A 24,071-nucleotide genomic window follows, 5' to 3' on the forward strand; every position below is an offset into this window, starting at 1 on the left:
CATTCACATCATGTCAAGATACACTTTAAACAAGATTATTCAAAATAATTTGAATTCCTTCTTCGAGGCTTGTGAAAGGTTTTCCCAAAAGTTCATTCATTTTAGCAATGTCCGGCTGTCTTCTGGTCATATCACCTTCTTCCAGTGGGGGTAAATGAACGATTTTGGATTGAGATTTTGTTAGCCGGATAATAATTTCAGCAAGTTCTAAAATGGTAACAATGGTTCCGTTTCCAATATTTGCTACATCATTCACTATCAAATCTGCTTCCATAGCCTTTGTGCAGGCATCCAAATGATCTTCGATGAAGCAGAATGTTCTGGTTTGCGAACCATCACCGTAAACCGGGATGTCCTGATTTGCGAGGGCCAGTCTGATGAATCGGGACATTACAAAATCAGTACTTTGTTTTGGTCCGTATGTATTGAAAAAACGGAAAATCGTGTAATCCAGGCCATATTCCTGATGATAGGAACGGAAATAAGATTCCCCCACATTTTTCACAACTGCATAGGGAAGTCTTGAGTTTAAGGGAGTGATCGTTTCATGTTGCGGCAAATGTACCGGCTCACCGTAAACTTCCGATGAAGATGCATAAAATACCCGTGTTACACCGGTTCGTTTTGATAAATCTAAAATGTTCCGGATTCCATAGATGTCATCCAAAACCATGATGGGGTTCTCCAATGTTCTTTTTACGCCAACTACTGCTGCATAATGAAAAACATAATCAAAATTGTATAGACTGAAAACGGGTGCAATGTCATCGAAATTATTGACATCTCCATGAATAAACTTGCAGTTCTCATGCTGAGGAATGTTTTCCTTTTTTCCGGTTAGGAAATTATCCACTAAAACTACAAAGTAATTGGGGTTTTGGAGAAGTCTGTCGGCTAAGGATGATGGTATAAAACCGGCTCCTCCGGTGATCAGAATATTTTTTTTTGACTGAGTCATTGTCATTTTTTTTGAAATAAAAAGCGATAAACACTGTATACGAAATTAATCCGCTTTTTTGAATTTGGGAAATCTTTATGCGTTAAAGGTCTTTGAGCGAGTATTAAATCAAATTCTTCGACGGAAAGTTGTAGTTTTTTTCGGATGAATAACTTCTCTTTTTCAATCGTTTCCGGATCGTATGGAAGAGATTTGAGTTGTTCCAAAGCTTCTTCACGGGTAATTTGCCCGGAGCATATTTGTGTGGAGAAAGTGGCCAGGCGGTAATCAAATCCATACTTTACAGGCATAATGTAGGATTGCCAAAAACGAGTATAGCGCGATTCGTGATGTTTTCTATATGGGAATTGACAGCCTAATTCCTTTTCTAAAATCAATCGGGCTTCATCTTTGTGATAATTAATGAAATTTAAGGGATAGTAAGTTTTGATTCCCTTGATCATTTTATAGTAGAATTCTTCCCAAAGACCGAATCCGGGTGTTTTCTCTCTTTTTACTTTACTGAATTTGCGAACGATGTATTGATAAAGTTTCATGTCTTTCATGACATGATATCCCCACTGTAGCGGGAGAATCCCTTCCGAAGAATAATTGCCTCCCGAGAGAATTGTTTTCACACCATATTTTTCTGCCATTTGATGAAGAGCCGCCGGAATCGCCAAATCGGTAGGGATTTCAATATCCACGATGGAAGATCTCAAAAAGGCAAGTTGAATTTCTCTGAATTCCGACCAGTCAAGTACGATTGTTTCCAGGTCAAGATCTAATTTTGTAGCAATAGTATGAATGTTTTGAACAGCAAGTTCTGTATTCCATCCGTTATCCAAATGCACCAGAAGTGGGTTCAATCCATTGATTTTGGCATAATAAGCAGTATAACAGCTATCAACACCACCACTAATTCCAATAATTGAATCGTACGATTTTCCTTTGCCTTTGGATTTTATCTGATCAATAAGATTACGGACCTTTTCCTCGTTTTTCTTCGGATCATCAAAAAGCGGATTAATACGCAGCATATAATCGGTGCAATGATTGCACGTGCCATCTTCATTAAAAACAATATCAGGATCACTTGTATCCATGACACATCTTACGCATTGTTGATATTGGGAATCAAGCATACGACAAAATTAACAGCATCTGCTTATGAAAGGACATTTCTTGCCGACTAAAAGAATAAGTAGATGCAACGAATGAATATTTGACAAGATCAGGTGAACGTTTAGAGGAAATCAAAACAGGAGATGTTTTAATGTTGCCCAAAATACTCGCTGTAAAACAGCTTGTTTACTGTTTTTGAATGCTTTGAAAAGATACTTCCTTGCCTTGTGCCGATGTCCTTTTGATGCCAGATCCACAGCAAGAATTAAAAAATTTCGCATTCTGAAGTAAGCCAGTTTGTCACCGATGAATTGTGTTACATCTTTATTAGTGCTAATAGAATCGATAAATGTGTTGAATCTGATTTCTAACTGATCCAGCTGTTTCATAGTTAAAACACTCCGTTCAGGGTGGTGGACAATTACTGAGGTAACAACATTGACTCCCAATATCTGGTGATTTGAAGCCAAACGCAGCCATAATTCATAATCTTCACTTGCACTCAATTGCCTGTTTTCATTGAAAGGATTGTTTAACGCCACAGATGTTTTAACCACAACAGCATTGCAGGAAAAGAAATTTCCTTTGATCAGTTGTTTATTGGAGATGTTGATCTGACCAGGCTGTGTATGACTCTTTGAATAGGATTGAGTGGAAGTGAAATAATTTTTGTAGTCAAATACCAGAACATCCGGAAATTCATTTTCAATAGCTGATTGTTTTATTTGAGAAACATGATTTGGTAACAAAAGATCGTCACTATCCAGCCAATTGATGTAAGTTCCTCTGGCTTTGCTACTCCCGAAATTTCGGGCGGCACCGCGTTCGCTGTTTTCAATCCGGTAATAATGGATATTGTCGGATAAGTAGGAGGAGACTACTTCCGAAGTGTTATCGGTACTTCCATCATCAATAATGAGCACTTCGTAATCCGGGGAGGATTGACCAAGTACACTTTTCAGGGTGTCCTCAATCAAATGCGCGCGATTGTATGTTGGGATGACGATAGAGAGAAACATGCAATATAAATTTCTGGTACAATATAATCATCAAAACTAAACAATTCAGAGACGTATACCGGACAGGTCAGCTTATTTCTCATTAATTGCTTGTTTAAAAGGCGTTTTACGAATTAAGCGAAAGACCATCTAAAATGATAATTTTGTGTTACAAAACTGAAGGAATTAAATGAGCGGGAATTATTTACCGGGATTGCATGGGATTCGGGCAATTGCAGCAATTGCGGTTATTTTTTCTCATACGACTGTAGGTCTTCAAAGATTCGGGTTGAATAATCGCCTGTTTGGGGTCGATCGGTTTGGAAATATTATTTCAACAGATTTAGCGGGTTTTGGAGTCTCCATGTTTTTTTCATTGAGCGGTTTTCTGATCACTTATTTATTGCTCAAAGAAAAAGCTGCCGCGGGTTCAATAGATATTAAGCGATTTTATATGCGCCGGGTATTGCGAATTTTTCCGCTCTACTATTTGTACCTGGGATTAATACTCCTGGTATTGAATTATTTTCAGATGGAAATTAATTCCGAAAGCTTTCTCATGTATGTGTTTTTGCTAGGGAATATTCCCTTTATATTGGGCACTTCCATTGATTGTGTCGGACATTTCTGGTCGCTGGGAGTGGAGGAACAATTCTATTTGTTCTGGCCGATAATCATAAAAAAAATCAGGAAGCCTCTAAAATGGGTATTTGTATTGCTGATTTTTTTACTGGCTCTTAAACTGGGGGCGAGAGTCTGGGATATTTTGTACAACGGATCCCGGCCTTCAGTTTTTTACACAATTCTTCATGTAAATAGATTCCAGTGTATGATGATCGGGGCATTGGGAGGAATCTTATTCATCCAAAAACATCCGATCCTAAAAATTGTCAGAAATCCGATTGCTGAAATCATTGTTTGGGGAATATTAATCCTGGTTACTTTTAATCAATTTCATATTGCATCTGTTTTCGACAATGAATTTATTGCATTACTTACACTTGTATTGATTATTCAGCAAATCTCTTATGACGGAAAACGGGTTAATCTGAACAAAGGAATTTTTAACTGGTTGGGGGATATCTCCTACGGATTATATATTTTTCATCCTTTAGTTCTCTTGCTCGCTTCCAAAATGATTCATTTTAACGGAAAGAGCAAGCTGACAGATTATTTGATCTGTTATGGAATCGTTTTTTTGGGAACGATACTCGTTTCCTATCTGTCATATATCACATTTGAACGATTCTTTCTTCGAATAAAGGAGAAAAGATTCAGCGTTTTACAAAAGAAATCAAAATAGTCTGACCCTTAATTTTGTTTTTAGAAATACGGACGCTCCATTCAAAGGGTTTGTACATTTTTAATTTCCAAACAGCCTTCGTCAGAAAGTGATTTTTGAAAAGCAAGCGATGAACCAGATTCCATGTGTAGACAGAAACATTATCGTTGACCATAGGTTCGTATTTTACGTCTGTATATTCAAGTTCAGGGAAGATTTTTTCCAGCGAACGTAAACTTTCATAAGTCCATCTTCCCATATGGTGTGGAGGTTCGTTTAAAATACGGCTCAAATGCAAATTCGATCCGATAAAAGAATCGTTGTTAGGCACACCAATTATTAATTTTCCTCCTGATTTGAGTAACTCAATTTGCGCTTTAAGAAATTCATAGGGAGTTGAAACATGTTCCAGGACCTGAAAGGAACACACAAGATCAAATTGTCCCGGATTCTCTTTGGCATATTCTTCAACAGGTGTGTTTGAAACATGAAATCCGCCGGAGCGAAGTTGCTTGACACTTTCCGAATTAAGTTCCAGTGCTTCGATAGCACAAGAGGTTTTGGATACAACATTTTTCAAAAATGCCCCGCTTCCGCATCCTACTTCAAGTATTTTTTCGTTTTTCAATTCTTTGATGACTTCAATGTGTTCCCATCTGTCAGGATGGTAATACCATGCCTTTTGTCCCAGTTCCTGATAATAAACATCATCTCCGGCAATAGTTAAAGGCCAGAAAAATTCAAATCCGGATGAATTGCAACGGTATAGTTCGATTGTCTCTATTCCCGGAAACAAGCGGGAAATATCCATTTGTTGGTCCAGCCTGTAAGTGTCAACAATTCGTTTAACAGGGATTTTAGCAACTAAACTCACATCATTTGAGTAGGTCATTGGACTGAAAACAGTTTCCATTAAGGTTGTTTTAAAAGTGAAAAATAAGCGTTTAAATTGAAAGATTGAATTCCGAATTTTGTTTGAACTGTTTCTCTTAGTGAATTTCCGTTTTCTTTCAAAGATTCAGGATTTTTAAGAATACGATTCAATAGTTCTGCGGTTTCTTCTGTGCTCTGAGTAAGTTCCATTTTCCAACCGTTTTTTTCTGAAACAATGTAATCATCGAAATCTCCGACTCCAGCTGTTACTACGACGGGTTTGCCCAATAGACCCATTTCCTTAACAGTACTACTCGAAGTTTCGGTTAAGGAGGGATGAAACAAAAGATCTGAAGCCGCCATGTAGTTTACAAACTCTTTCGTGAATCCGATGATCTCAACATGATCATTGAGTTTAAGTTCACTGATTGTCTGCTTTATTTCTTCCAGAAGTGGTCCGTGATCAAGTAAGAGCAATTGAATATTCCATTGATACTCTTTAACTAAAAGCGATAAAACTTCTAAAGCATAGCGGTGGCGTTTACTTGCTACAAACCTGGAACACATAAGTAATATGAAATCGCGTTGCTCATACCTGGATCTGATGATTTTAACACGTTCGGGATCAGGTTTCGGATATTTGTCAAAATCATAGCAATACGGAATCACACGATATTTTTCGACATGAATTGACTCGAATTTTTGAATGTTTTGCAAGACACTTGGTGAAGCTACAACGATTTGTTTTCCAAAACGATCAATTATCCAATCAAAGAGTTTCTCAATCCTTGAAATTTTTTCAACTCCCGGAATTGTAAGATGGTGTCTAAAATAAGTTGTCGGCTTTTTGTGAAAATAATAAGCGATGACTGCAATGAAGTTTGAGTGCTGTAAATGCGAAAACAGGTGATCAATTTGATGCTCTTTCACGAATTTACTTAAGAATCGAATATGCTTCCAGTAATACATCAGACGATTTTTCGAATGATATTCGACCGTGTAACAAGGGATTCCGGATGCTTCCAGGTTTGAATGAAAATCACCCTTTTCACAAGAGGTTAAGACAACAATTTCAAGCCCGTTTTCTTTTAGCAGCTTCAAATAAGTTTCAAGTGAATTTGTCTGGGCATTTGAAGGATAATAATGCAGAATTCTCATGACCGAATATTATAGTTACAATACTTAAACATGATTCAAATGTGTCGTGATATAATCCTTTAGTACCTGGTTCGGTCTCCAATTGAATGCTTTCTGAACTTTTTTGCTTGAAAGCTGGATTTGACAAACATCAAATTTCTTTTGGTCTTCAAAATTGCATTGTAAAGAATATCCTAGATCGCTTATCATTTTTAATAATTGTCTGGGAGTGTAATATTCTTCTGAGCATACATTGAAAACACCAACTCTTGTTTCATGGTCCTGAAGTGTAAGAAGTATTAAAGCGTTCAAATCATTGACATGAAGATATCCTTTGAGTCCATTTCCATCACCCCAAATCGTAAAATTCCGCTGTAGCTTACTGCAAAGGATTAAATGATTTACAATTCCGGTAATTCTATCTGGTTCCTGGTCGCCATAAACATTGGAAGGTCTTAGGATTAAAGTGCTGAAATCTGCGGTTTTACTGTTTTCAAGCAATAAATCTTCAATCCGTTTTTTAGATTCTCCATAAGCAGAGATCGGAGCCCTTAAGTGGGATTCATCCACCAGTTTTGTTTGAGGCAAGCCGTAAACCGCACCACCACTGGATAGATATACAAATTTTTTGCATGCTGATCCCTTCAATTTATTCAGAACCTGATTAATCAGCTTAAGATCACCATCCGTTTGCACATTGTATTCCCGATCGCCTGGCCGGTCATGGTGGGCTGTATAAATAACAAAATCAACTTCCTGCCAGATCCCATCATGCTGCAGGGCTTCATTTATCTCCATCCGATGCAGTTCTGCCGATTTTGAATCAAGCAGTGGCGGGTGCCTGGAAATAACTCTAACACGATACTCAGACCGCAGTAATTGGTTTAAGAGCGCTGTTCCGATAAATCCGCACCCAATCAAGAGAACCCTAGGTTTATCCGTTTCCATTTACTTTTGTAATAATGGATAAGATACGCCGATAATTTAGATGAGAATTCTTTTCGGTATAAGATTGAACGGCATTTTGCACTTTTTCCTGCAGGATTTTTTTCTCTGTAGATGTTAATCGGAAATATTCTTTGATCTTTTCACCACAATCCTCAATTTCGGTTTTGCAGACCAATAAATTTGTTGCTTTAAGAACAACTTCCCGGGTGCCTGTATCTTCCGAAACAAGACATGGCAAACCGGCGTGCATAGCTTCGATAGAAGTTGTTGGGAACGCATCACCGCGTGCAACATGCAGATAAAGATCTGAATTGGCATAATAAGCTTCCAGGTTTTTCTGATATCCTTCAAAAAAAATGTGTTCACGCGTGTTTGGCTGAAGCTGTTTTAGAATTAGCTCCCGATTAACAGTCCCGAAATCACCGATAAGAACGAGTTTTAAGTCAGGAAATTCGGACAAAGCAAGCTCAAAGCCCATTAGCATAATGTCAATTCCTTTGTAATTCCAACGAAAATCATTGTCTTCAACCTGGGAAATGTTTAACAGTGTTTTGCCATTCAGTTCGGGTTTAAGTTTTTGAAGTGCGGCCACTTTTTCTTCTTTGGGACCTAAAAAGGAATAATGTATATGTTGCTTTGAACCCACAATTTTCTCAGCAATATTTAGAGAGTATTCACCTTCACAAATAATCTCATCGTATTGTCTTAAGGCCCAGCAATGCAGTTTTGTAGCGAATGATCCAAAGAGATTCCGGGACATGAAGTACAAAGTATGGCTTCCCATATGGACCACCATCTTTTGATTTTTCTTTATGATACCAAGTTTTCGTGCGATAACCGGGGAGAAATGTAAGTTGTCTACCAAAATCACATCGTATTCGCGGTATTTTCGATAAGAAAAAGCATTCCGGATCCAAAACCAGGTTCTTTTCGCGGCAGACATTTTTTCATCTTGCCACTGAAAATCCTGATCTACGAAATAGAAATCTGCATCCCAGGTTTTTGCAAGGTCCTGATGAATATAATGTGCACTTGGTCTACCATGCAGATAGGCAACTTTCATAGTTTTTTCGCTTTAAGCAGAAATACATTTCCATAGTTCTTAGAAAGCATGGTTCTTTTTCCTAATGAACAAAAGAAGTAAATAAGAATAGACCTGATACTCTTACAATCTTTCCATTTTTCAGCAAAAGGCCAAAAACCCTCTCTTACTTCAAATGTGGTGATTTCTAATGGAAATTGACGAAAAAAATCAAGTTGATTTTGTCGATTGCTATATATTGTATGCGTTGGAGCATGGCTTGTTGAGTAGGAGGAACGCAATTTTTTTCGCAACTTCAAATATCCCCACTTCAACCAGTTGGTCCAGCTCCAATTCATTTCTATCGGACCTTCAATAACCAGATATCCGCCTGATTCCAATTTATCAATAATAGCTCCAAGTTCTTTTTTCGGATTCGTGAAATGTTCCAACACATTGCTCATCCTGATTACCCGGTAGGTTTTTGGATTTGCTAAAAAATCAGCTACTGTCGAGAAATTGGAACTCGGTAGTAATGATGCCAGTTTTTCTATTGTTTCGGGATTAAATTCAACTCCGTCAAAGGGAATTTGATGCTGCGCCATCGAACGAATAAAATGTCCGTCGCCACAACCGAAATCCAGATTGGGACCCTGAGTAATATTTGGGATTTCAGTGATTTGTTTTTGATAAGTGAATCGCAAGCCGGGAAGTACATAATCCAAAGGAAGAATTTCCGCCAATTCGACCTCGTGATAAGATTCCGAATGATACATCTTTGATAACAATTCGGGTGAAGGAATCGGATCAATTTGAATCAGCTTGCATTTCGTGCACTGATAATAATGAAAAGTCACCCCTTCAAATTGATTGGGAGGTAATTTGCTATACAGGCTTGCTGACTGATTACAGAACAAACAATTAAATGAGCTCATTTATTTTTTTTTCATACAATGTTAAAGGTTCTCCGGGCGCATACGCATAAGATTCCAGAACTGTTTGCCTTGCAGCATTTCCAAGTTTACTTCTTTTTTCGCAATCTGAAATTAAGATTTCAAGTTTGGCCGCGAGTTCTGTCGGATTACCCAATGAATAAACCAATCCGTTTTCATCGTTTCTGATAATACTCGTTAATTGAGGGATGTCGCTGATGACAACGGGAAGGCCATAAGCCATTTTCTCCAATAAAGCCAATGGTAAGCCTTCTGATTTTGAAGGGAAAACTGCTATGTCGGCATTTAATAATAATTCTGAAACGTCCGACCTGTTTCCCAGGAAATCAATATTCTCGGCAAGGTAGGGCGCTAATTCAGATTGATATTGTGAGTTTAGTTCATTCGGACCGATCAACTGAAGAGTGATCTCTTTTTTGTTCAGTATTGCCCATGCTTTTAGCAATTCCGAATGATTTTTCACGGTACTTATCCTCGCAACATATACAATTCGTTCTACCTTTTCGCGGTAGTTTATTTGCTGGGCAGGAAGAATTGTTTTATTGGGGCAATGGTACAGGTTTGTTAGTCTGTTTACCAACTTGAATTCGTGGAAAAAACGGGTAACACTTTCTGAAACAGTAATTACAGTTGTGTTTTTTAAATAAAACGAGTAACAACTCTTCTGAATTAAGAAATTAACCGGATTTGCCGGCTTACTTGAGATCAGCAAATGAGCCACAAAAATCACAGGAAGTTTTGTTTGCCTTAAATAAGGTACATACTGGATATGGCAGTGAGCAAATAAGAGGTCTAATCCCAAATCTTTCACGAAAGCGTTGAAAGCAGAGTCGTTCTTTTTTAGGGAGACTTTTAGCCGATTGACAAACTGACCGATGGAATTGCTCTCATTGTAATAGGGTATATTAAAATCAATAATTTTTATACCGGATTTTCTTAAAGAATCTTCAATGAAGGGATCTTTTTGTCCACCCAAAACAATGAGTTGATATTCAAAATCAGAGTAGTCTAATTGGTTGCAATAACTTAACAGAAACTGAGAAACGCCGCCTTGTATAAGGTCATTTACAACAATACCTATTTTCCTAGGTTTCATTAAGTATCGTTCCAGCGTTAATTCGTATTATTCGTTCATACAAATGTAACGAATTCTGTTTATGAGTAACTATGATTATCGTTTTTTCTAACTTTTTGAGTGCCTGGATTTCCTGCAGTAAGGTGTTTTCGGTTTCAGCATCCAATGCACTTGTTGCTTCATCAAACAGAAGGATTTCACCGCCGTGATACAAGGCTCTTGCAATGGCTATTCGTTGTTTTTGACCGCCGGATAAATTGGTCGTTCTTTCGTTGACCACATTTTTTAATCCTAAGGGAAGCGAGGCAATATAACGTGTAAGATTTGCCTGTTCAATCACTTCCCGGATACGTTGCTGGTTTCTTTCGCTGGGAGGAATTCCAAAACAGATATTGTCTTCCAAAGTTCCTTCAATCAGCTGAACCTTTTGCGGAACAACAGAGATCAGTGAGAGGTAAGATTCCTTATTGGATTCGTTTATGACAACTCCGTCAACTGAAAGACTTCCGGTGGAATGATCAGGAATATCTCCGTACAGCATACTTAGTAAGGTACTCTTTCCGCTTCCGGATTCTCCAATGATTGCTACCGATTCATTTTTACGGAATGTCAGTTCCGGAAATTCCAATACGACCCTGCCGTCAAATTCAATTTTGACATCTTTTAGCTGTAATTTATCTCTGAACTCTAAGGATGCTTGGTTTCTTGACTTAACATCTCTCCAAAGTTTTGACTCTAAAAACTGATCCACAATGTAGGCACTGCTTTTAATGTAATTGGTGTTCAGAACAACTTTATTCAATGAAGGAATTAAGCGGAATGAAGCGATGGCAAATACAACGAGAAAGTTGGCTATTTCAGGGATGCTGGTATGTGATATTTGTCCGAAAATATATACTCCGACAATTGCAAAAACACCAATAGTTTCAATGATTTTCGGGGAGATTAAATTCAGGAGATTAAATTGCTTATTGATCTCCGAAAAATTTTCCATGGAAGCTTTGAATTCCTTTTCAAAATAATCCCGTTTGTTAAATAATCGAATTTCCAGAAGAGATTCCAGGAGTTTATTTGTGCTTTTAAAGACAGCCTTGCTGGTGGCATCCTTTTCATTATTCAGTTTCAGCAGTAGTTTTCTGCTTCTCCAGGAAGACAAAAAATAGAGGGGAAGAATGAGGAGGATAATAGAAACAAACAAAGGAAGATTAAAAATTGCAATTCCTGCTGTTATTAAAACGATGAGAAAGAGTTCATTGATAAGATTAATAACCGGAAGTGCATGATAAATCATTAATTCGATAGGAAGTTGAATAATGTTTCTCATTTGTTCGGAAGTACCCTGGTTTACTTCGTGGAACATGGAATGGTTTAACTGTGTTTGCATTTTCCGAATGGCTAAATCATTTGCTATTTGGAACGTTTTGTTCAGTAACCAAAGATTGATAAAGTAAAAAATGATATTCTTTAAAATAAAGATTACAAGCACGGAAATGAATAGGAAGCTTAAAAAGGTGTTATTCGATTCGAAATGAAAGTAATGATACAATGAATTCGCCCAATTTGTTTCTTTTATTTTTTCAGGAAAGAGCGTAAAGTTAATAACCGGGAAAAGAATACTGATACTAACTGCGTCCAGCAAGGAACTAATGAAAGCTATCGGAAGTGCTCTCCAGATAAAGGAACCTATTTCCTTTGGAAGTTCTCTGAAAATACGTTTGATTAAATGTAATTGACTCTTCAAGGATATGAGATTATTTCAAGTAGATACTCGCTACCAAATTACGTAAAAATCCGAACTTGAATTAAGGAAATGTTACTGGGGAAGACATATTAGGTCGGTTTGAATTTCCAATTGTAAAATAGCGTTTAAGTCACGCACACCTTCTTTGGTACTTATTCTATAGTTTAATTCTGTGAGTTCAGCCAGAGCCTCTCGAATATTTCCTCCCTGGGCCAACATATTCTCTACACTGTATTCGAACACAAGGGCTGGTCTGAATTGTCGGATTGATTGCATGGCGCCTTTCAAAACTTGCAGTTCATATCCTTCGACATCGATTTTAATAAAATCAATTCGCGGGATTTTTTGTTCCGAAACAAATTCATCAAGTGACGTAACTGAAACCGATACGCTGTTCTGAGTATCTGCAGTCATACGGGTTGCTCCACTATTTGAAGGGCTGTGTTTCGCCATTTGCAATGTTCCTTTCTGATCACCTAACCCCAGGTTATATGCACGGACCCCCGTAATTTTATTATTCAGGTTTATGTTTGATTCAAATTTATCAAATGTCTGAGGATAAGGTTCAAAAGCATAAATGAGGGGATTCAACTCTTTTCTTGTTTGAGAATGATAGATATTGAAAGCTGTCTGACCAATATTTGCCCCAATATCAAAGATTATTTCTGATTTCCCCAGATAGTCCAAAACATGATCACTTGAATCTGATTTACAGTAAAAATAAATTAACCATTCCTGATAATCTGAAATATCCAATTCGTAATAAACTCCGCTTCGTTTCACTTTTCGCATAGTATTCACCGGGTAATCTGTGTTGGATGGAACAAATTTGAAAAACCAGGTCTGTGCGTTTACAAGCCGAATCAGAACCAGAAGAATTTGTTCTGCGAATTTATTGGTAAGAAGTTTTTTCATTCAAGTTAATTTTTTGGGCTTGTTTTCCGTCATTCGATGAAAAACAAAGAGCAGGAAGAAGGGGATGATCGGAGCTTTAAATCTTACCAAAGTTCCGAATAACCCGGAGGTTAATCCGACAAAGTAGCCTAAAATAAAAACAAAAACCAAACTGAAAAGGATATAATTTTTAAGATCGATGCTTAAGGGAATGGCATGTTTATTTCGTCTGAACAGGGAGAGAGTGAGCAGCAGAATCAGGAAATTTTCAATTCCATTTAAAAGCATGAATGGATTTTCTGCTTCCCAAATGTAAGGTCGAAATAAACTCACATTCAAAGCTGCAGGAATAACTTTGATCAAATTGGCATTCGTAAATTCTGTGATTCCTAGATCGTAACGTTTTCCTGTATATCCGGCGTTATTCATCATGTCTTTTTGAATGATCTCCGCAGTTTCAAAAACAGAATTCGCTGAGAACTCTCCAAAAGCAGCATCACTTCTGAAGTACAGAACCAAAGCAATGATAGAAATGCCAATGCCGACAAACCTGGTGAGACTGCGCACAATAAACGGTTTTTGACTATTCAGTTTGAATACGAATAAAATGAACATTGGCAGGTAACTGGCTAAGATTAGAAAGGGCCTGATCGATATCAGGAAATAACTGGATATAATAATTGCGACAAATGTCCAGAATAGCGAATTATAATCTTTCCGGATTAATTTGAATAAACTCATTGTAAGGACAAGAATGCTGGATAAAGCGACGGTATCTTTGATAATTCCGCTGCACCAAAAAGCCACTGATGGTACAAACAAACATGCGATTGCAATGAAGGATGTTTTTATTTCCAGCATTTTATTCATGTATCTGAAAAAGCGCCACGAAATCCAACTGGATATTATTGTGAAAAAAAGGTTTAGGACCAGGTAACTGCCAAAAGTGAAAAACGACAGGAAATTGGCTATTTTGCAGACGAACCAGGAGTTGGGTTCATTGTAAATCCAAATAGGAGGAGGCCCAACGTTTTTAAAATAGGCTGGAATAATGTCTCTTTTAGGAGTTGAAAATAACTCGTGAAAATAAGCTGATGGATTATCAAAAAATAACTCGTTTAGTTTCTGCGCTCCTTGCCAATAAAAGACAGTATCCCCATGTCTCTCGTAGTAAAGAATGTAGACCAGCCCAAAACCAAGTCCGGCAAATAGTTTGAAATAAAAATGATAGTAATAATATTTGAATTCGGGATTTGATTTGTTTTTTTGATAAACGAAAAAGGCCCCTATTGCAAAAAGGGTGAACCAACCTAAAAAGGAAAGGATATCAATGATGCTAAAAAAATCAAACATCATAAGCTACTGATGATGATAAGGTTCGTTCCGTAAAATGGTCATCGCGCGGTAAACTTGCTCTATGAAGAAGAGGCGGATCATTTGGTGGGAAAATGTCATTTGAGATAAGGAAATCATTCCGTTTGCCCGCTGATACACCGCGTCACTGAAACCATAAGGGCCACCAACAACGAAATAGATTTGTTTTCCTCCGCGATTGAATTGCTCCTGGAGATAAGCAGAGAATTCGGTAGAAGTGTATTCCTTTCCTTTTTCATCCAATAGGATAAGAGAATCCGTAGAGCCTATTTTTTCAAGAATCAGTTCTCCTTCCTTTTGTTTGATCTGATTTTCTGATAAGCTCTTGGCTTGCTTAATATCAGGAATAATGTGCAGTTGAAAAGAAATGTAATGCCGAAGCCTTTTTAAGTACTCTTGTTCTCCTTCTTCCAGAAATTTCTTTCCCGTTTTACCAATACAAAGTAGTGTTACCTGCATGCAACGAATATACGAAAATTGTGAATAGGCCGGAATTGAACTGCTGTTTCTCTTTTATTTCATTTTTTGTGCGGCTTACAGAAACAATATAATCTATAAAAACAGTAGAGAATTGACGCGATTCCATTTTAGGCACTATATTTGTTGTTGCGGTCAAATAATAATTTGAAATATGGGCTTTGTTTTATCATTGATAGCTTCTTTTATCTTATCGTTTCACTCTGTCTCAGATGCGAATTTCACTGCTGTTGAACAAGCATTTAACAGAGAGGATGCCGGCAAGATTGTTTCTTACGGAAAAGATAAATTATTACTGCAAATTCAAGGTAAAGAAGGCGTTTATGCGCAGTCTCAGGCCACACAATTGCTGAAAGATTTTTTTAACCGGAAACCGGTTTCAAGTTTTCGTTTTACTTTCAAAGGGAAAGAAAACGACGATTCTCCGCTGACTACCGGAACTTATATCTCTAAAAACGAATCTTTCCGGGTGACCATTAAATGGAAACACATCGGCTCAGAGCTCCGGATAGAATCATTATCTATCGAATAATTCAACATTCAAAAGCAATTGAACCGAATCTTTTCAATTTTGTCCCGATAGCTATTGGGATTTTCATTTTGACTTTTGAATTTTGAATTACCTTTGTCCCATGTTCGATGAAATTGTAAAAAATGCTCTGAGCGAGGACTTGGGAGACGGTGATCATTCTTCTTTAGCTTGTATTCCTCAAAATGCATCCGGGATTGCCAAACTATTAGTCAAAGATTCAGGTATTCTTGCCGGTGTTGAAGTTGCGAAAAAAGTATGTGAATTGGTGGATCCTGCCTTGGTTTTTGAGGAATTACTTACTGATGGCACCTCTGTGAAACCAGGTGATATCGCATTTTACCTGAAAGGAAGCGCTCAATCCATTTTAGCAGCTGAACGAACCTTATTGAATTTCATGCAGCGCATGTCAGGGATTGCAACTCAAACCAGGAGCTACGTTGATCTGTTGGAAGGTACGCAAACAAAACTGCTGGATACCCGCAAAACTACTCCCGGAGTCCGTTATATGGAAAAATGGGCCGTGCGAATAGGTGGGGGAATGAATCACCGCTTTGCACTTTACGATATGATCATGCTGAAAGATAACCATGTGGATTTTGCAGGTGGAATCAAACAGGCTATTTTGAGAACCCATGAATACTTGAAGTCTACAGGAAGGAAATTGAAAGTTGAGATTGAAGTTCGCAATTTGGAGGAACTTGATGAGGTGCTTGAAACAGGCATGGTAGACCGCATCATGCTGGATAATTTCACTCCGGACTTATTGGAAAAAGCGATCCTTAAAATAGACAGGCGTTATGAAACGGAAGCTTCCGGTGGAATTACGAAACAAACTATTCGTGCCTTTGCAGAGACAGGAGTGGATTTCATTTCTGTTGGAGCTTTAACACATAGCTTTAATAGCCTGGACATGAGCCTGAAAGCAACATTCTAATTCAGGTCAATAAGCATCATACAGATATCGTCCAGTTGTTCTTCCTGTCCCATCCATTGAAACAAACCTTGTTCAATTTTTCGCAGGTGATTCTCCGGGTTGGAATCATATTGTTCCAGCACCATTTTTTTAAGACCGGGAGTTTTTAATTTTTTACCCGATTCTTCACCGAATTGATCGATACACCCATCCGAAAACAGGAGAATTCGCTGGTTTTCCTTATACTTCATTTCGTGAAGTTCAAAAGCCAGGCTGGATTCTGATTTACCCACCGGTCTTTTGGTTGGCGGTACAACCCGGATCTCGCCTTCATCTAATATCCACAAAGGATTATTCGCCCCGCAAAAACGCAGGATCTGTTTTTCGGAATTGTAACAGGCTACTGAAATATCCATTCCGTCAGACAATTCCAATCCATCGGTCAGAAGATAGTTTTTCAAATAGGAACTAACCCGTGTAAGCAGATCTGCAGGGTCCGCATCCTCAAGCAACCGGGCGGATTCATTTAAGGCATTCATGCATAAAACGCTCATCATGGCTCCTGGAACACCATGTCCGGTACAATCAGCAACGGCAACAAATTTCCAGGTATCTTCTCCGATCCTGATTCGTTTCACCCAATAGAAGTCCCCCGCCACAATATCTTTCGGATAGTAAAAAACATTCAGATTCGGAACCAGTTTTGAATAATAGGAACTGCTCGGAAGCAATGCGTTTTGAATCCGTTTCGCATACAAAATACTACTGGTAATCTCTTCGTTCTTTTGTTCCAGTTCATTCCGTTGCTCAATCACTTCTTTTGTTCTCAGTTCGACTTCCGCTTCCAATTGAATATTCAGATTTTCTTTCAGCTCATTCGCTTCGGCAAGTACAGAAATGGAAGCATCATTCATAAGTTTGAAACGCTGCAGGATACCAAATGTCAGAATGATCATTTCTACTGCGAAGCCGATTTGCAAACCATTGTCGGCAAGAAAGCTGTTTGGAATAACTCCGAAATTTCGAAGGACAAATGCAAATACCGAGATCTGTAAGATGGAGAATGCAAGTAAATAGGATTTGGCAGTTCGCGAACCGGTTCTTAAAGTTACGATCAGGGGATAAAGAATGAACAGGTTTAATACCAGAGTTGTTGCATTGACTGTGATCGCTGAAATGTTCATGAATGCAGTACCGGGAATCAGGCTGATACAAACATTGCTAATCAGAATAACCTGGAGCGCTCTTACGATGGGCTTGATTTTGGGCGTATTGATATGTAATTCAAGGTACCTGTATGTGAAATTCAGGAAAAAAAGAACTCCTAAAGATGCAAATACCGGATTCGCTCTGTTTGAAATAAAATAGTGATCTGTCCACAACCAAGTTGTTCCGAATCCGAGCAAGGATAGCTGGAGCAGGGTAAAAGAGGCTCCATATAAAGTGTAGATATATGCAATTCGTTGACGAAACAGGATTCCGATTGCCAGGTTGAGAATAATAATGAAGATCATGACTCCGAACAATAAACCATAGAACACTTGTTTGTTTCCATGTTTTACCTGGATATAGGAACCTTTCTCCAGTGAACTTTGAAAGTAGAACTGCTCGCCTCCGTTGTTTACCCGGAATAAAAAACCGTTTGTACTGTGCGGATCTAGTTTTAAGGGAAAAATTAATTCGCGGTTTCCGTTGTAACGCCAGGCAAATGGACGTTGATCCCCGCCTTTTGATACCAGGATGAAAGTACTGTTTCCAATTCGTTTGTATACATCTACTTCGTCAATGATGGGATTACTTAACTTAAGCATTCGGATAAGCCGTGCATCAGACAGGTTTTTAGTTTCAAAGTAAAACCAGACATCCTTTGTCTCAAAGCCTAAGTTCACCATCCTTGAATTGATCGGTTTGAAATCCTTCAGGTGAGATTTTACAGACTGGATTGTGGATTGATTCTCCGGAGCAATAAAATAGTTCAGTTGCTCGCCTTCCAATTTGAGAAAGTCATCGTGCTGGGTTATTGAAACCTGCGAGCTCGAGATAAAATGAATGAAGGAAAAAAGAAGTAGAAGGATGTAATTTTTCACAATGCTGGTTTAGTGCAACGTTTCAGTATAGTAAATACGCAACAACCAAGTAATTGGTTTACGCTAAATTAAAAATATTTTGAACAATGGTTGAGTTTGAATCAGTTATCCAAAAGTTCGTCTTCCTCGTCTTTATCCCGCTTGAATGGATTTACGAAAAATGAAAACCCGGTGATGGCCAAACCTGCAATTAAAATATATGTTGAATAATGCAGTCGCATGGTCTGTATCACGAAACCAATAAATAATACCAAAGATCCTATCCAGAATAAGAGATTGAAATCTTCCCATTTATCTTCGGGGAGAAAACGAAATTGCAAAAGACTTAGAATCAGTCCGGCACCTCCGAAAACATAGAACCCTATTCTTACGGCACTTGGGACTCCAAAAGTATGATGGGTGTAAAGTAAAACAGCACAAAGCATTCCCAGGAGATAACAAATCGTGGAAATAGTCTTTATTTGTTTGGCGAACATACTTTTATAATTCAGAAGTTTCGTAAAAGGTACAAATATCTTCGCAAAAAGAATCAAGTCTTGAGTGAGTGCCTTCCGTCAAAATGATTTTTTGGCATTTAGGTAAACTTTCGGCAATTCTTCTGATGGATTGAATTGTGATGGGATTTTTACAAAGTGTTTCTGCCTGATCAATAATAACCAGACTTAGCTGGTTCACATGGAATCCGTTCTGAGTGTATAATTCCAAAAGTCGTTTCGGGTTTCCGATTATGATTTCGGCACCTTCAAAAATTGCATTGCGTTGCTCAATGATCTTTCCCTTGTCGTCGGCAATTTCAATGGTTACATCCGTCCGTTTCATTAAGCGATGAAAGGATTTTACTTTTTCCCGTGCACTTTCCCAGTTTGGTGTAATCCAGAGAACTCTCGGGGAGCCTTCCAACATTTCCGGAGCTCTCATAAAAGAGATAAAATGCAGTCCGTCAATTAATTCCTGATCAAGGGAAGTGAAAATTAGTTGGTTTTTTCCTTGTTTGGATAGCTTGATTAATTTTTCCTGTCTTTCGGTATAGCCTTCATGGCCCAACTCGGTAAGCACCTTTTCCAGTCGATTATCTAATTCTTCAAACTTCATGCTACAAAATAAGACAATTTATTTTGTTTTCGGGCGGGTTAATGTAAAGACTCCTTTGTTTATTTTGTAATCCCAGCCTGTTAAGGTTTTAAATAATTGAACATATCTGAGAAACAGGATAGATCTGCGATTGGATAACTGATGGTTCTCCGAAACGGGGACAAATTCAATGCTTTGGCAATAAGGTGTTTGTGTGATGAAGTCCAGTAAAACAGAAATGACTGTAGCCATTACTTTGTAAACATCTCCGGTATTCATGGTTTGATACTCGTCCTGATCCTGATCGTAGTTTTTTAAGCTTAGATCAACGATATAGTTCATGATATGATTGTTTTTCTGAACAAACTGGACGCTGTATTTATCCCCATGTGAATTAACAAAACTGTATTCACGAATCCCAATAAACGCAGGTCTTTGAAATGGATATGGGGTAGCAAATGTAACACGATGGTTCATGAAGTGAAAATACTAATTTCCAGAATAATAAATATCGTTTGCATAAAAAAAGCCCCGACATGTATCGTCGGGGCTTTATATAATGTAAGTTGAATCTTAATTAATAAACTACTACACGGTGTGTAGATTTTGCAGCTCCCTGAACAGCAGACAGGATATAACATCCTTTAGCAACGTTCATAGGAATGTTTACTGTTTGAACGCCTGAAGCAGCAGGAACCTCAGTAGTTGAGATAATCGCTCCTTTCAAATCCATTACAATCAGTTTCATTCCAATTTCCGTGTTCGGAACTTCAACTGACAAGTCGGACCCTGTAGCTACAGGATTCGGAGCAATTGAAATCGATGATAACATTCCGTTGTCCTCAATTCCTAATGTTCCTGAAACATTGAAGTTGTCGAAATAGAAGTTGGAAGACAAATCAGAAGCAATAAACTCAAATTTGAATTTGGTTTTGTTATCAGCAGCTGTTGGAGTGTGAGTAAAACTAACTGTTTTCCAATCCAGATCATTATCAGGAACGAAGTCTGAATTTCCAACATATCCTACAGTTACCAAAGCAGCACCTGTATAAGATGTTTTCTGGATCCATGTTTTACCACAGTCTCTTGAGTAGTAAACTACCAATTTCTCAGTAATATCTGCCGTAGAAGTTGCTTTTGTACCGTAAGCATAATCAAATGAAATAGTAACATTTGAAGTACTTCTTAAATCAAGAGCGGGAGAGATCAAATAGTCTTTGGAGTTTCCAAGACGATCGTAATAATACCAATCTTCAGTAAACATTTGAGCTCCGGCAACATTTTTGAAGTTGTTTAACTTGAAACATGCTGAATTTCCTCTTCCGCCTGATGTTACACGATTAAATGATGCGAAATTGTCTTCCGGGTTGTGGCTGATCCAGAAGTTTCCGTTTTGATTGAAATCTTCTACTCTTGGACCAACATATTCCGCCCACTCACCTTGAATATAAATCATGTGATTAATTGTCTTGGTGTTTGAACCTGCAGAATTGGAGACAGTTAATGTTACATCATACCATCCCGGAGCAGCATAAGTTACTATCGGATCCTGATTTGTTGAAGTTGCCGGGCTTCCACCAGGGAAACTCCACGACCAGGAAGTTATTCCTGCCTTCCAGGAAGCATCTTTAAATTCAATCGGATTATTTACACAAGCAGTGATTCCATTTGCGTTTGGACCTGAGTTACCAAGAGCACCGTTCGCATCGACGTAAAAGTCCGCTACCGGAATACAAGTTACAGGAGTTAAAGTACTGGTTCCTGTTTCTTCCAGGTTATCAGCAGTGTATAAGTTATTACGACCACTTGTTTCCTGGTCCAATACGTTGTTCATAAAGTTCGCTTGCCCTTCAGTAAACATCACAGAACAGTATGAATAATCCATGAAATTTTGAGCATTGTCTACCGGATCATAAGAACCCCAATATGAATCTACTGAAAGAGTATCGTTACAAGAGTTTTGAGCAAGGTTACAAGAAGTCATACCAATACAATTCGGAGTATCGCGAACCTCGTCATCCTGATTACAGCTTGAAGCATTTCCAGGATCGTTGTCATTCCCCCAAGTGTGAGCCAATCCTAAGTAGTGACCGATTTCGTGAGTTAATGCTCTTGAATTATTTGCAGAACTAGGGAAAAGACTACTAACGTAATCATAAAGAATGATAATACCATCTCTGAAGAAACCAGTTCCTGTAGTACCTGTTGGGTAGTAAGCGTAACCGGCAACTCCTGCAGATCCAATAGTTTTAGTTAACCAAACATTTAAGTATTTGTCTCTGTCCCATTGGTTTAATTTGGAATAATCATCTCCCTGGTTGGTGTTGTGATTGTAAATATGCTCAATCCCATTCGTACAATTTCCCCAAGGGTCTAATGTTGCTAAGCGGAATTCAATATAAGCATCTCCGATAATAGTATCGAATGGGCTTATAACTACATTGGTATCAGCATTTAATTTACGGAAATCCTCATTGAGGATATCCATTTGATTATAGATATTCTGATCGGAAACATTTTCTTCTCCATACTCATGAACAATATGGAAAACAATTGGAATAATACGTACCGTTGTAGATTTTCCATTAACAACACGGTTTTCCTTGTAACGATTTACTAATTTTCTGTAGTCTTCCTCCAAACCTGGATTCTCGGCATACAATTTTTTCATTTGTGTATGACTTCCGCAACTGAAATGTGTTTCCTGAGCAAATGATTTCCCAGTTGAAATCACACCAATTAAAGAAAATACACCCAAAAGTAATTTTTTGCGCATGTTTAACAATTTAATAGATTCAACATTGTTTTTTTCAACTTAATTAACATTTTACAAGAAAATGTAATGTGCAATCTGTGTCGAATTTGAGAGTTTTTTTTGGCTTTGTTACTTAATTAATATGCTTATATTCAGGGTTTTAAATATCCTTAAAAAGCATATAACTCCTAGTTTTCGTAGTTCACACCTGGTAAATATAGTTGAATTATTTTTAACAATGTGATTAAACAACTTCTCATTTATTGAAGTGTCTTTGAGGATGATTAAACGGTATTTGATGTTTTAATCCTTTCTGCTTGAACTTTTCTGATAGATCTCAATATCAAGAAGGAAATCAATGTTTTCCTCGATTTTGTTTCCAATAACAATCACGTTGGCACCTGCTTTTTTGTAAGATTCGATTTGCTCCAGGGAACGGATTCCGCCGCCAACAATAATTGGAGTATCAATTTTTTTCTTTAGTTCAATGATTAACTCGGGTGGAACGGCTTGAAGCGCTCCGCTTCCCGCATCGAAATAGGTGAGCTTTTGCCCCATTAAATATCCTGCGATCCCTGTCTTTAAAGAAATGGAACTGTTTTCCCTCGGGATGGGAGTTGTTTGGCTAACATAAGCAACGGAAGTCATTTTCCCACCGTCAATTAAAATATAAGAGGTCGGAATGACTTCTAGATTCATTTCCAGTACTTCTTCTGCACAGGTAACATGATGACCGATTAAAAAATCCGGATTTCTTCCGGAAAGAAGGTTTAAGAAAAGCAATGCATCCGCCTGTTCTGAGAGTTGATTGCTGGATCCGGGGAATAAAACGATGGGGATCGAAGAGTTTTTCTTTAGCCTGGAAACCACCGATTCGATTTCTTTTCGGGTGACAGTGCTTCCTCCAACAAAAAAGAAGTCTATAAGTGCGAACTCAGCTTTCCGGATAAGCTCAAGCAGGTGATCTTCGTTTTTTGTCTTTTCGGGATCAATTAATAGAGCCAGTTGCCCGCTTTTAGATTGGATTTTATTCAGAATATTCATGTAGTAGTTTTCCTTTTCCTAAGTTGAAAGTTATTAAAATATTTTGATAGTTTTCAACATGGAGTTCGTATTCATAGACTCCGGATGTCTTTTTAATACTTCCGAAAAGCCGGTTTTCCCTTTTATAGACAAGGATGTCCTTTTTGAAGATTAATTTTTTCCGGTCAGAGAGTTTATACAGGCATTCTTTCAGTGACCAAAGCGTAGACATGTCTTTTTCATTGTGAATATCAAAAATGATTGCTTCGTTTTGTGTCGTGAATTTTGAAGCCAGAAGAATTGCCTTCTCACGGATTTCCTCGATGTCCACTCCGATCAAATGTTCTTTACAGGTAGCTAATACCACATGAGAGTTGCAATGTGATAGCGAAATGTATCCGACATCCTGAATTTCAGGTGCCCCGGTAGAATCATATTCAATATTAGCTTCACCGAAGAGGTGATGTTTCAGGTATCTTGAAGCGGCAAACTCCAGTTTTTTCTCCGGATGCTTAATCGTGTCCAATCTGGAATACTCCAGATCATTTAAGGAAGATTTATATGTTTCAAAATAAGAAAAATCTATTTCCATTAAATAAATAGAAACCGCATTTAAATTAATAATCGAAATGGTAGACATAATGCAAATGTAGGTCAGAATCGCCTAAACGAGTGACTATTCCATTTAATATTTAGTTACAATTCCTTAAAAATAAGGGCTTTTGGAAGCTTCAAAAGTTAATAAAGAGTTAATAGACATTGATTTGTTACAAAACATAAAAGTTTTTTAGGAAATGTTAACAAATCGAAAATTACTATATTTACAGGCTTTGTTACAATAAAAATGATGTAAAA

The 24,071-nt window shown here is 37.9% G+C and carries 23 protein-coding genes; 3 read left to right on the plus strand and 20 right to left on the minus strand.

What is annotated here, in order from left to right:
- Positions 1 to 25: 25 nt before the first annotated feature.
- The 3 genes from K0S23_RS10260 to K0S23_RS10270 all read right to left on the minus strand — a co-directional run bounded on the left by K0S23_RS10260 (position 26) and on the right by K0S23_RS10270 (position 3,081).
- Entirely contained in the window at positions 26 to 958 is a 933-nt protein-coding gene (locus K0S23_RS10260; protein WP_300356841.1) for an NAD-dependent epimerase/dehydratase family protein, read from the minus strand.
- Positions 959 to 960: 2 nt separating this feature from the next.
- Positions 961 to 2,082, minus strand: coding sequence for an N-acetyl sugar amidotransferase (locus tag K0S23_RS10265; protein ID WP_300356843.1), 1,122 nt, complete (start codon positions 2,080 to 2,082; stop codon positions 961 to 963).
- 111 nt (positions 2,083 to 2,193) lie between these two features.
- A complete protein-coding gene (locus tag K0S23_RS10270) occupies positions 2,194 to 3,081 on the minus strand; it encodes a glycosyltransferase (RefSeq protein ID WP_300356845.1) in 888 nt (295 codons plus the stop codon).
- A 169-nt stretch (positions 3,082 to 3,250) separates the two neighbouring features.
- Between K0S23_RS10270 and K0S23_RS10275 the strand changes: the two genes are divergently transcribed.
- The gene (locus K0S23_RS10275) at positions 3,251 to 4,363 is read left to right on the plus strand and encodes an acyltransferase (protein WP_300356847.1); all 1,113 of its coding nucleotides are present in this window, start codon (positions 3,251 to 3,253) and stop codon (positions 4,361 to 4,363) included.
- Here K0S23_RS10275 and K0S23_RS10280 read toward each other — a convergent pair.
- The 10 genes from K0S23_RS10280 to rlmH all read right to left on the minus strand — a co-directional run bounded on the left by K0S23_RS10280 (position 4,335) and on the right by rlmH (position 14,817).
- Entirely contained in the window at positions 4,335 to 5,255 is a 921-nt protein-coding gene (locus tag K0S23_RS10280) for a class I SAM-dependent methyltransferase (protein ID WP_300356849.1), read from the minus strand. The genes K0S23_RS10275 and K0S23_RS10280 overlap by 29 nt on opposite strands.
- Positions 5,255 to 6,373, minus strand: coding sequence for a glycosyltransferase family 4 protein (locus tag K0S23_RS10285; protein ID WP_300356851.1), 1,119 nt, complete (start codon positions 6,371 to 6,373; stop codon positions 5,255 to 5,257). The genes K0S23_RS10280 and K0S23_RS10285 overlap by 1 nt, the downstream gene beginning before the upstream one ends.
- A 24-nt stretch (positions 6,374 to 6,397) precedes the next feature.
- A complete protein-coding gene (locus K0S23_RS10290) occupies positions 6,398 to 7,300 on the minus strand; it encodes an NAD-dependent epimerase/dehydratase family protein (RefSeq protein ID WP_300356853.1) in 903 nt (300 codons plus the stop codon).
- Entirely contained in the window at positions 7,287 to 8,363 is a 1,077-nt protein-coding gene (locus K0S23_RS10295) for a glycosyltransferase family 4 protein (protein WP_300356855.1), read from the minus strand. Before K0S23_RS10295 ends, K0S23_RS10290 begins: the two co-directional genes overlap by 14 nt.
- Complete coding sequence (locus tag K0S23_RS10300; protein WP_300356856.1) at positions 8,360 to 9,256, minus strand: class I SAM-dependent methyltransferase; 897 nt, start codon at positions 9,254 to 9,256, stop codon at positions 8,360 to 8,362. Before K0S23_RS10300 ends, K0S23_RS10295 begins: the two co-directional genes overlap by 4 nt.
- A complete protein-coding gene (locus tag K0S23_RS10305) occupies positions 9,243 to 10,370 on the minus strand; it encodes a glycosyltransferase (protein WP_300356858.1) in 1,128 nt (375 codons plus the stop codon). The genes K0S23_RS10300 and K0S23_RS10305 overlap by 14 nt, the downstream gene beginning before the upstream one ends.
- Positions 10,360 to 12,090: an ABC transporter ATP-binding protein gene (locus K0S23_RS10310; protein WP_300356860.1), complete on the minus strand. Its 1,731-nt coding sequence runs from the start codon at positions 12,088 to 12,090 to the stop codon at positions 10,360 to 10,362. Before K0S23_RS10310 ends, K0S23_RS10305 begins: the two co-directional genes overlap by 11 nt.
- A 72-nt stretch (positions 12,091 to 12,162) precedes the next feature.
- Entirely contained in the window at positions 12,163 to 13,005 is an 843-nt protein-coding gene (locus tag K0S23_RS10315) for an FkbM family methyltransferase (RefSeq protein WP_300356862.1), read from the minus strand.
- Entirely contained in the window at positions 13,006 to 14,340 is a 1,335-nt protein-coding gene (locus K0S23_RS10320; RefSeq protein WP_300356864.1) for a hypothetical protein, read from the minus strand.
- A gap of 3 nt (positions 14,341 to 14,343) precedes the next feature.
- Positions 14,344 to 14,817 (minus strand): 23S rRNA (pseudouridine(1915)-N(3))-methyltransferase RlmH, encoded by a 474-nt coding sequence (gene rlmH, locus K0S23_RS10325; RefSeq protein ID WP_300356866.1) that lies wholly within the window; start codon positions 14,815 to 14,817, stop codon positions 14,344 to 14,346.
- A gap of 172 nt (positions 14,818 to 14,989) precedes the next feature.
- Between rlmH and K0S23_RS10330 the strand changes: the two genes are divergently transcribed.
- Together K0S23_RS10330 and nadC are read left to right on the plus strand one after the other, a co-directional pair.
- Positions 14,990 to 15,367 (plus strand): DUF4783 domain-containing protein, encoded by a 378-nt coding sequence (locus K0S23_RS10330; RefSeq protein WP_300356868.1) that lies wholly within the window; start codon positions 14,990 to 14,992, stop codon positions 15,365 to 15,367.
- Between the two features lie 100 nt (positions 15,368 to 15,467).
- The gene (nadC, locus tag K0S23_RS10335; RefSeq protein WP_300356870.1) at positions 15,468 to 16,301 is read left to right on the plus strand and encodes a carboxylating nicotinate-nucleotide diphosphorylase; all 834 of its coding nucleotides are present in this window, start codon (positions 15,468 to 15,470) and stop codon (positions 16,299 to 16,301) included.
- On the opposite strand, the gene K0S23_RS10340 is transcribed toward nadC, so the two are convergent.
- The 7 genes from K0S23_RS10340 to K0S23_RS10370 form a co-directional block, all read right to left on the minus strand.
- Entirely contained in the window at positions 16,298 to 18,367 is a 2,070-nt protein-coding gene (locus K0S23_RS10340) for a 7TM diverse intracellular signaling domain-containing protein (protein ID WP_300356872.1), read from the minus strand. The two genes, nadC and K0S23_RS10340, sit on opposite strands and share 4 nt — an antisense overlap.
- 101 nt (positions 18,368 to 18,468) lie before the next feature.
- Positions 18,469 to 18,843: a hypothetical protein gene (locus K0S23_RS10345; protein WP_300356874.1), complete on the minus strand. Its 375-nt coding sequence runs from the start codon at positions 18,841 to 18,843 to the stop codon at positions 18,469 to 18,471.
- Between the two features lie 4 nt (positions 18,844 to 18,847).
- Positions 18,848 to 19,459, minus strand: a complete 612-nt coding sequence (locus K0S23_RS10350) for a DEAD/DEAH box helicase (RefSeq protein ID WP_300356876.1) — start codon at positions 19,457 to 19,459, stop codon at positions 18,848 to 18,850.
- An 18-nt stretch (positions 19,460 to 19,477) separates the two neighbouring features.
- Positions 19,478 to 19,915: a hypothetical protein gene (locus K0S23_RS10355; RefSeq protein WP_300356878.1), complete on the minus strand. Its 438-nt coding sequence runs from the start codon at positions 19,913 to 19,915 to the stop codon at positions 19,478 to 19,480.
- Positions 19,916 to 20,015: 100 nt separating this feature from the next.
- Positions 20,016 to 22,214 (minus strand): M43 family zinc metalloprotease, encoded by a 2,199-nt coding sequence (locus K0S23_RS10360; RefSeq protein WP_300356880.1) that lies wholly within the window; start codon positions 22,212 to 22,214, stop codon positions 20,016 to 20,018.
- Between the two features lie 282 nt (positions 22,215 to 22,496).
- Positions 22,497 to 23,237, minus strand: coding sequence for a geranylgeranylglyceryl/heptaprenylglyceryl phosphate synthase (locus K0S23_RS10365; RefSeq protein ID WP_300356882.1), 741 nt, complete (start codon positions 23,235 to 23,237; stop codon positions 22,497 to 22,499).
- Positions 23,221 to 23,856, minus strand: coding sequence for a 4'-phosphopantetheinyl transferase superfamily protein (locus K0S23_RS10370; RefSeq protein ID WP_300356884.1), 636 nt, complete (start codon positions 23,854 to 23,856; stop codon positions 23,221 to 23,223). Before K0S23_RS10370 ends, K0S23_RS10365 begins: the two co-directional genes overlap by 17 nt.
- Between the last annotated feature and the right edge of the window lie 215 nt (positions 23,857 to 24,071).

The sequence above is a fragment of the Fluviicola sp. genome, from assembly GCF_029266855.1.
Classification (GTDB): Bacteria; Bacteroidota; Bacteroidia; order Flavobacteriales_D; family Crocinitomicaceae; genus Fluviicola.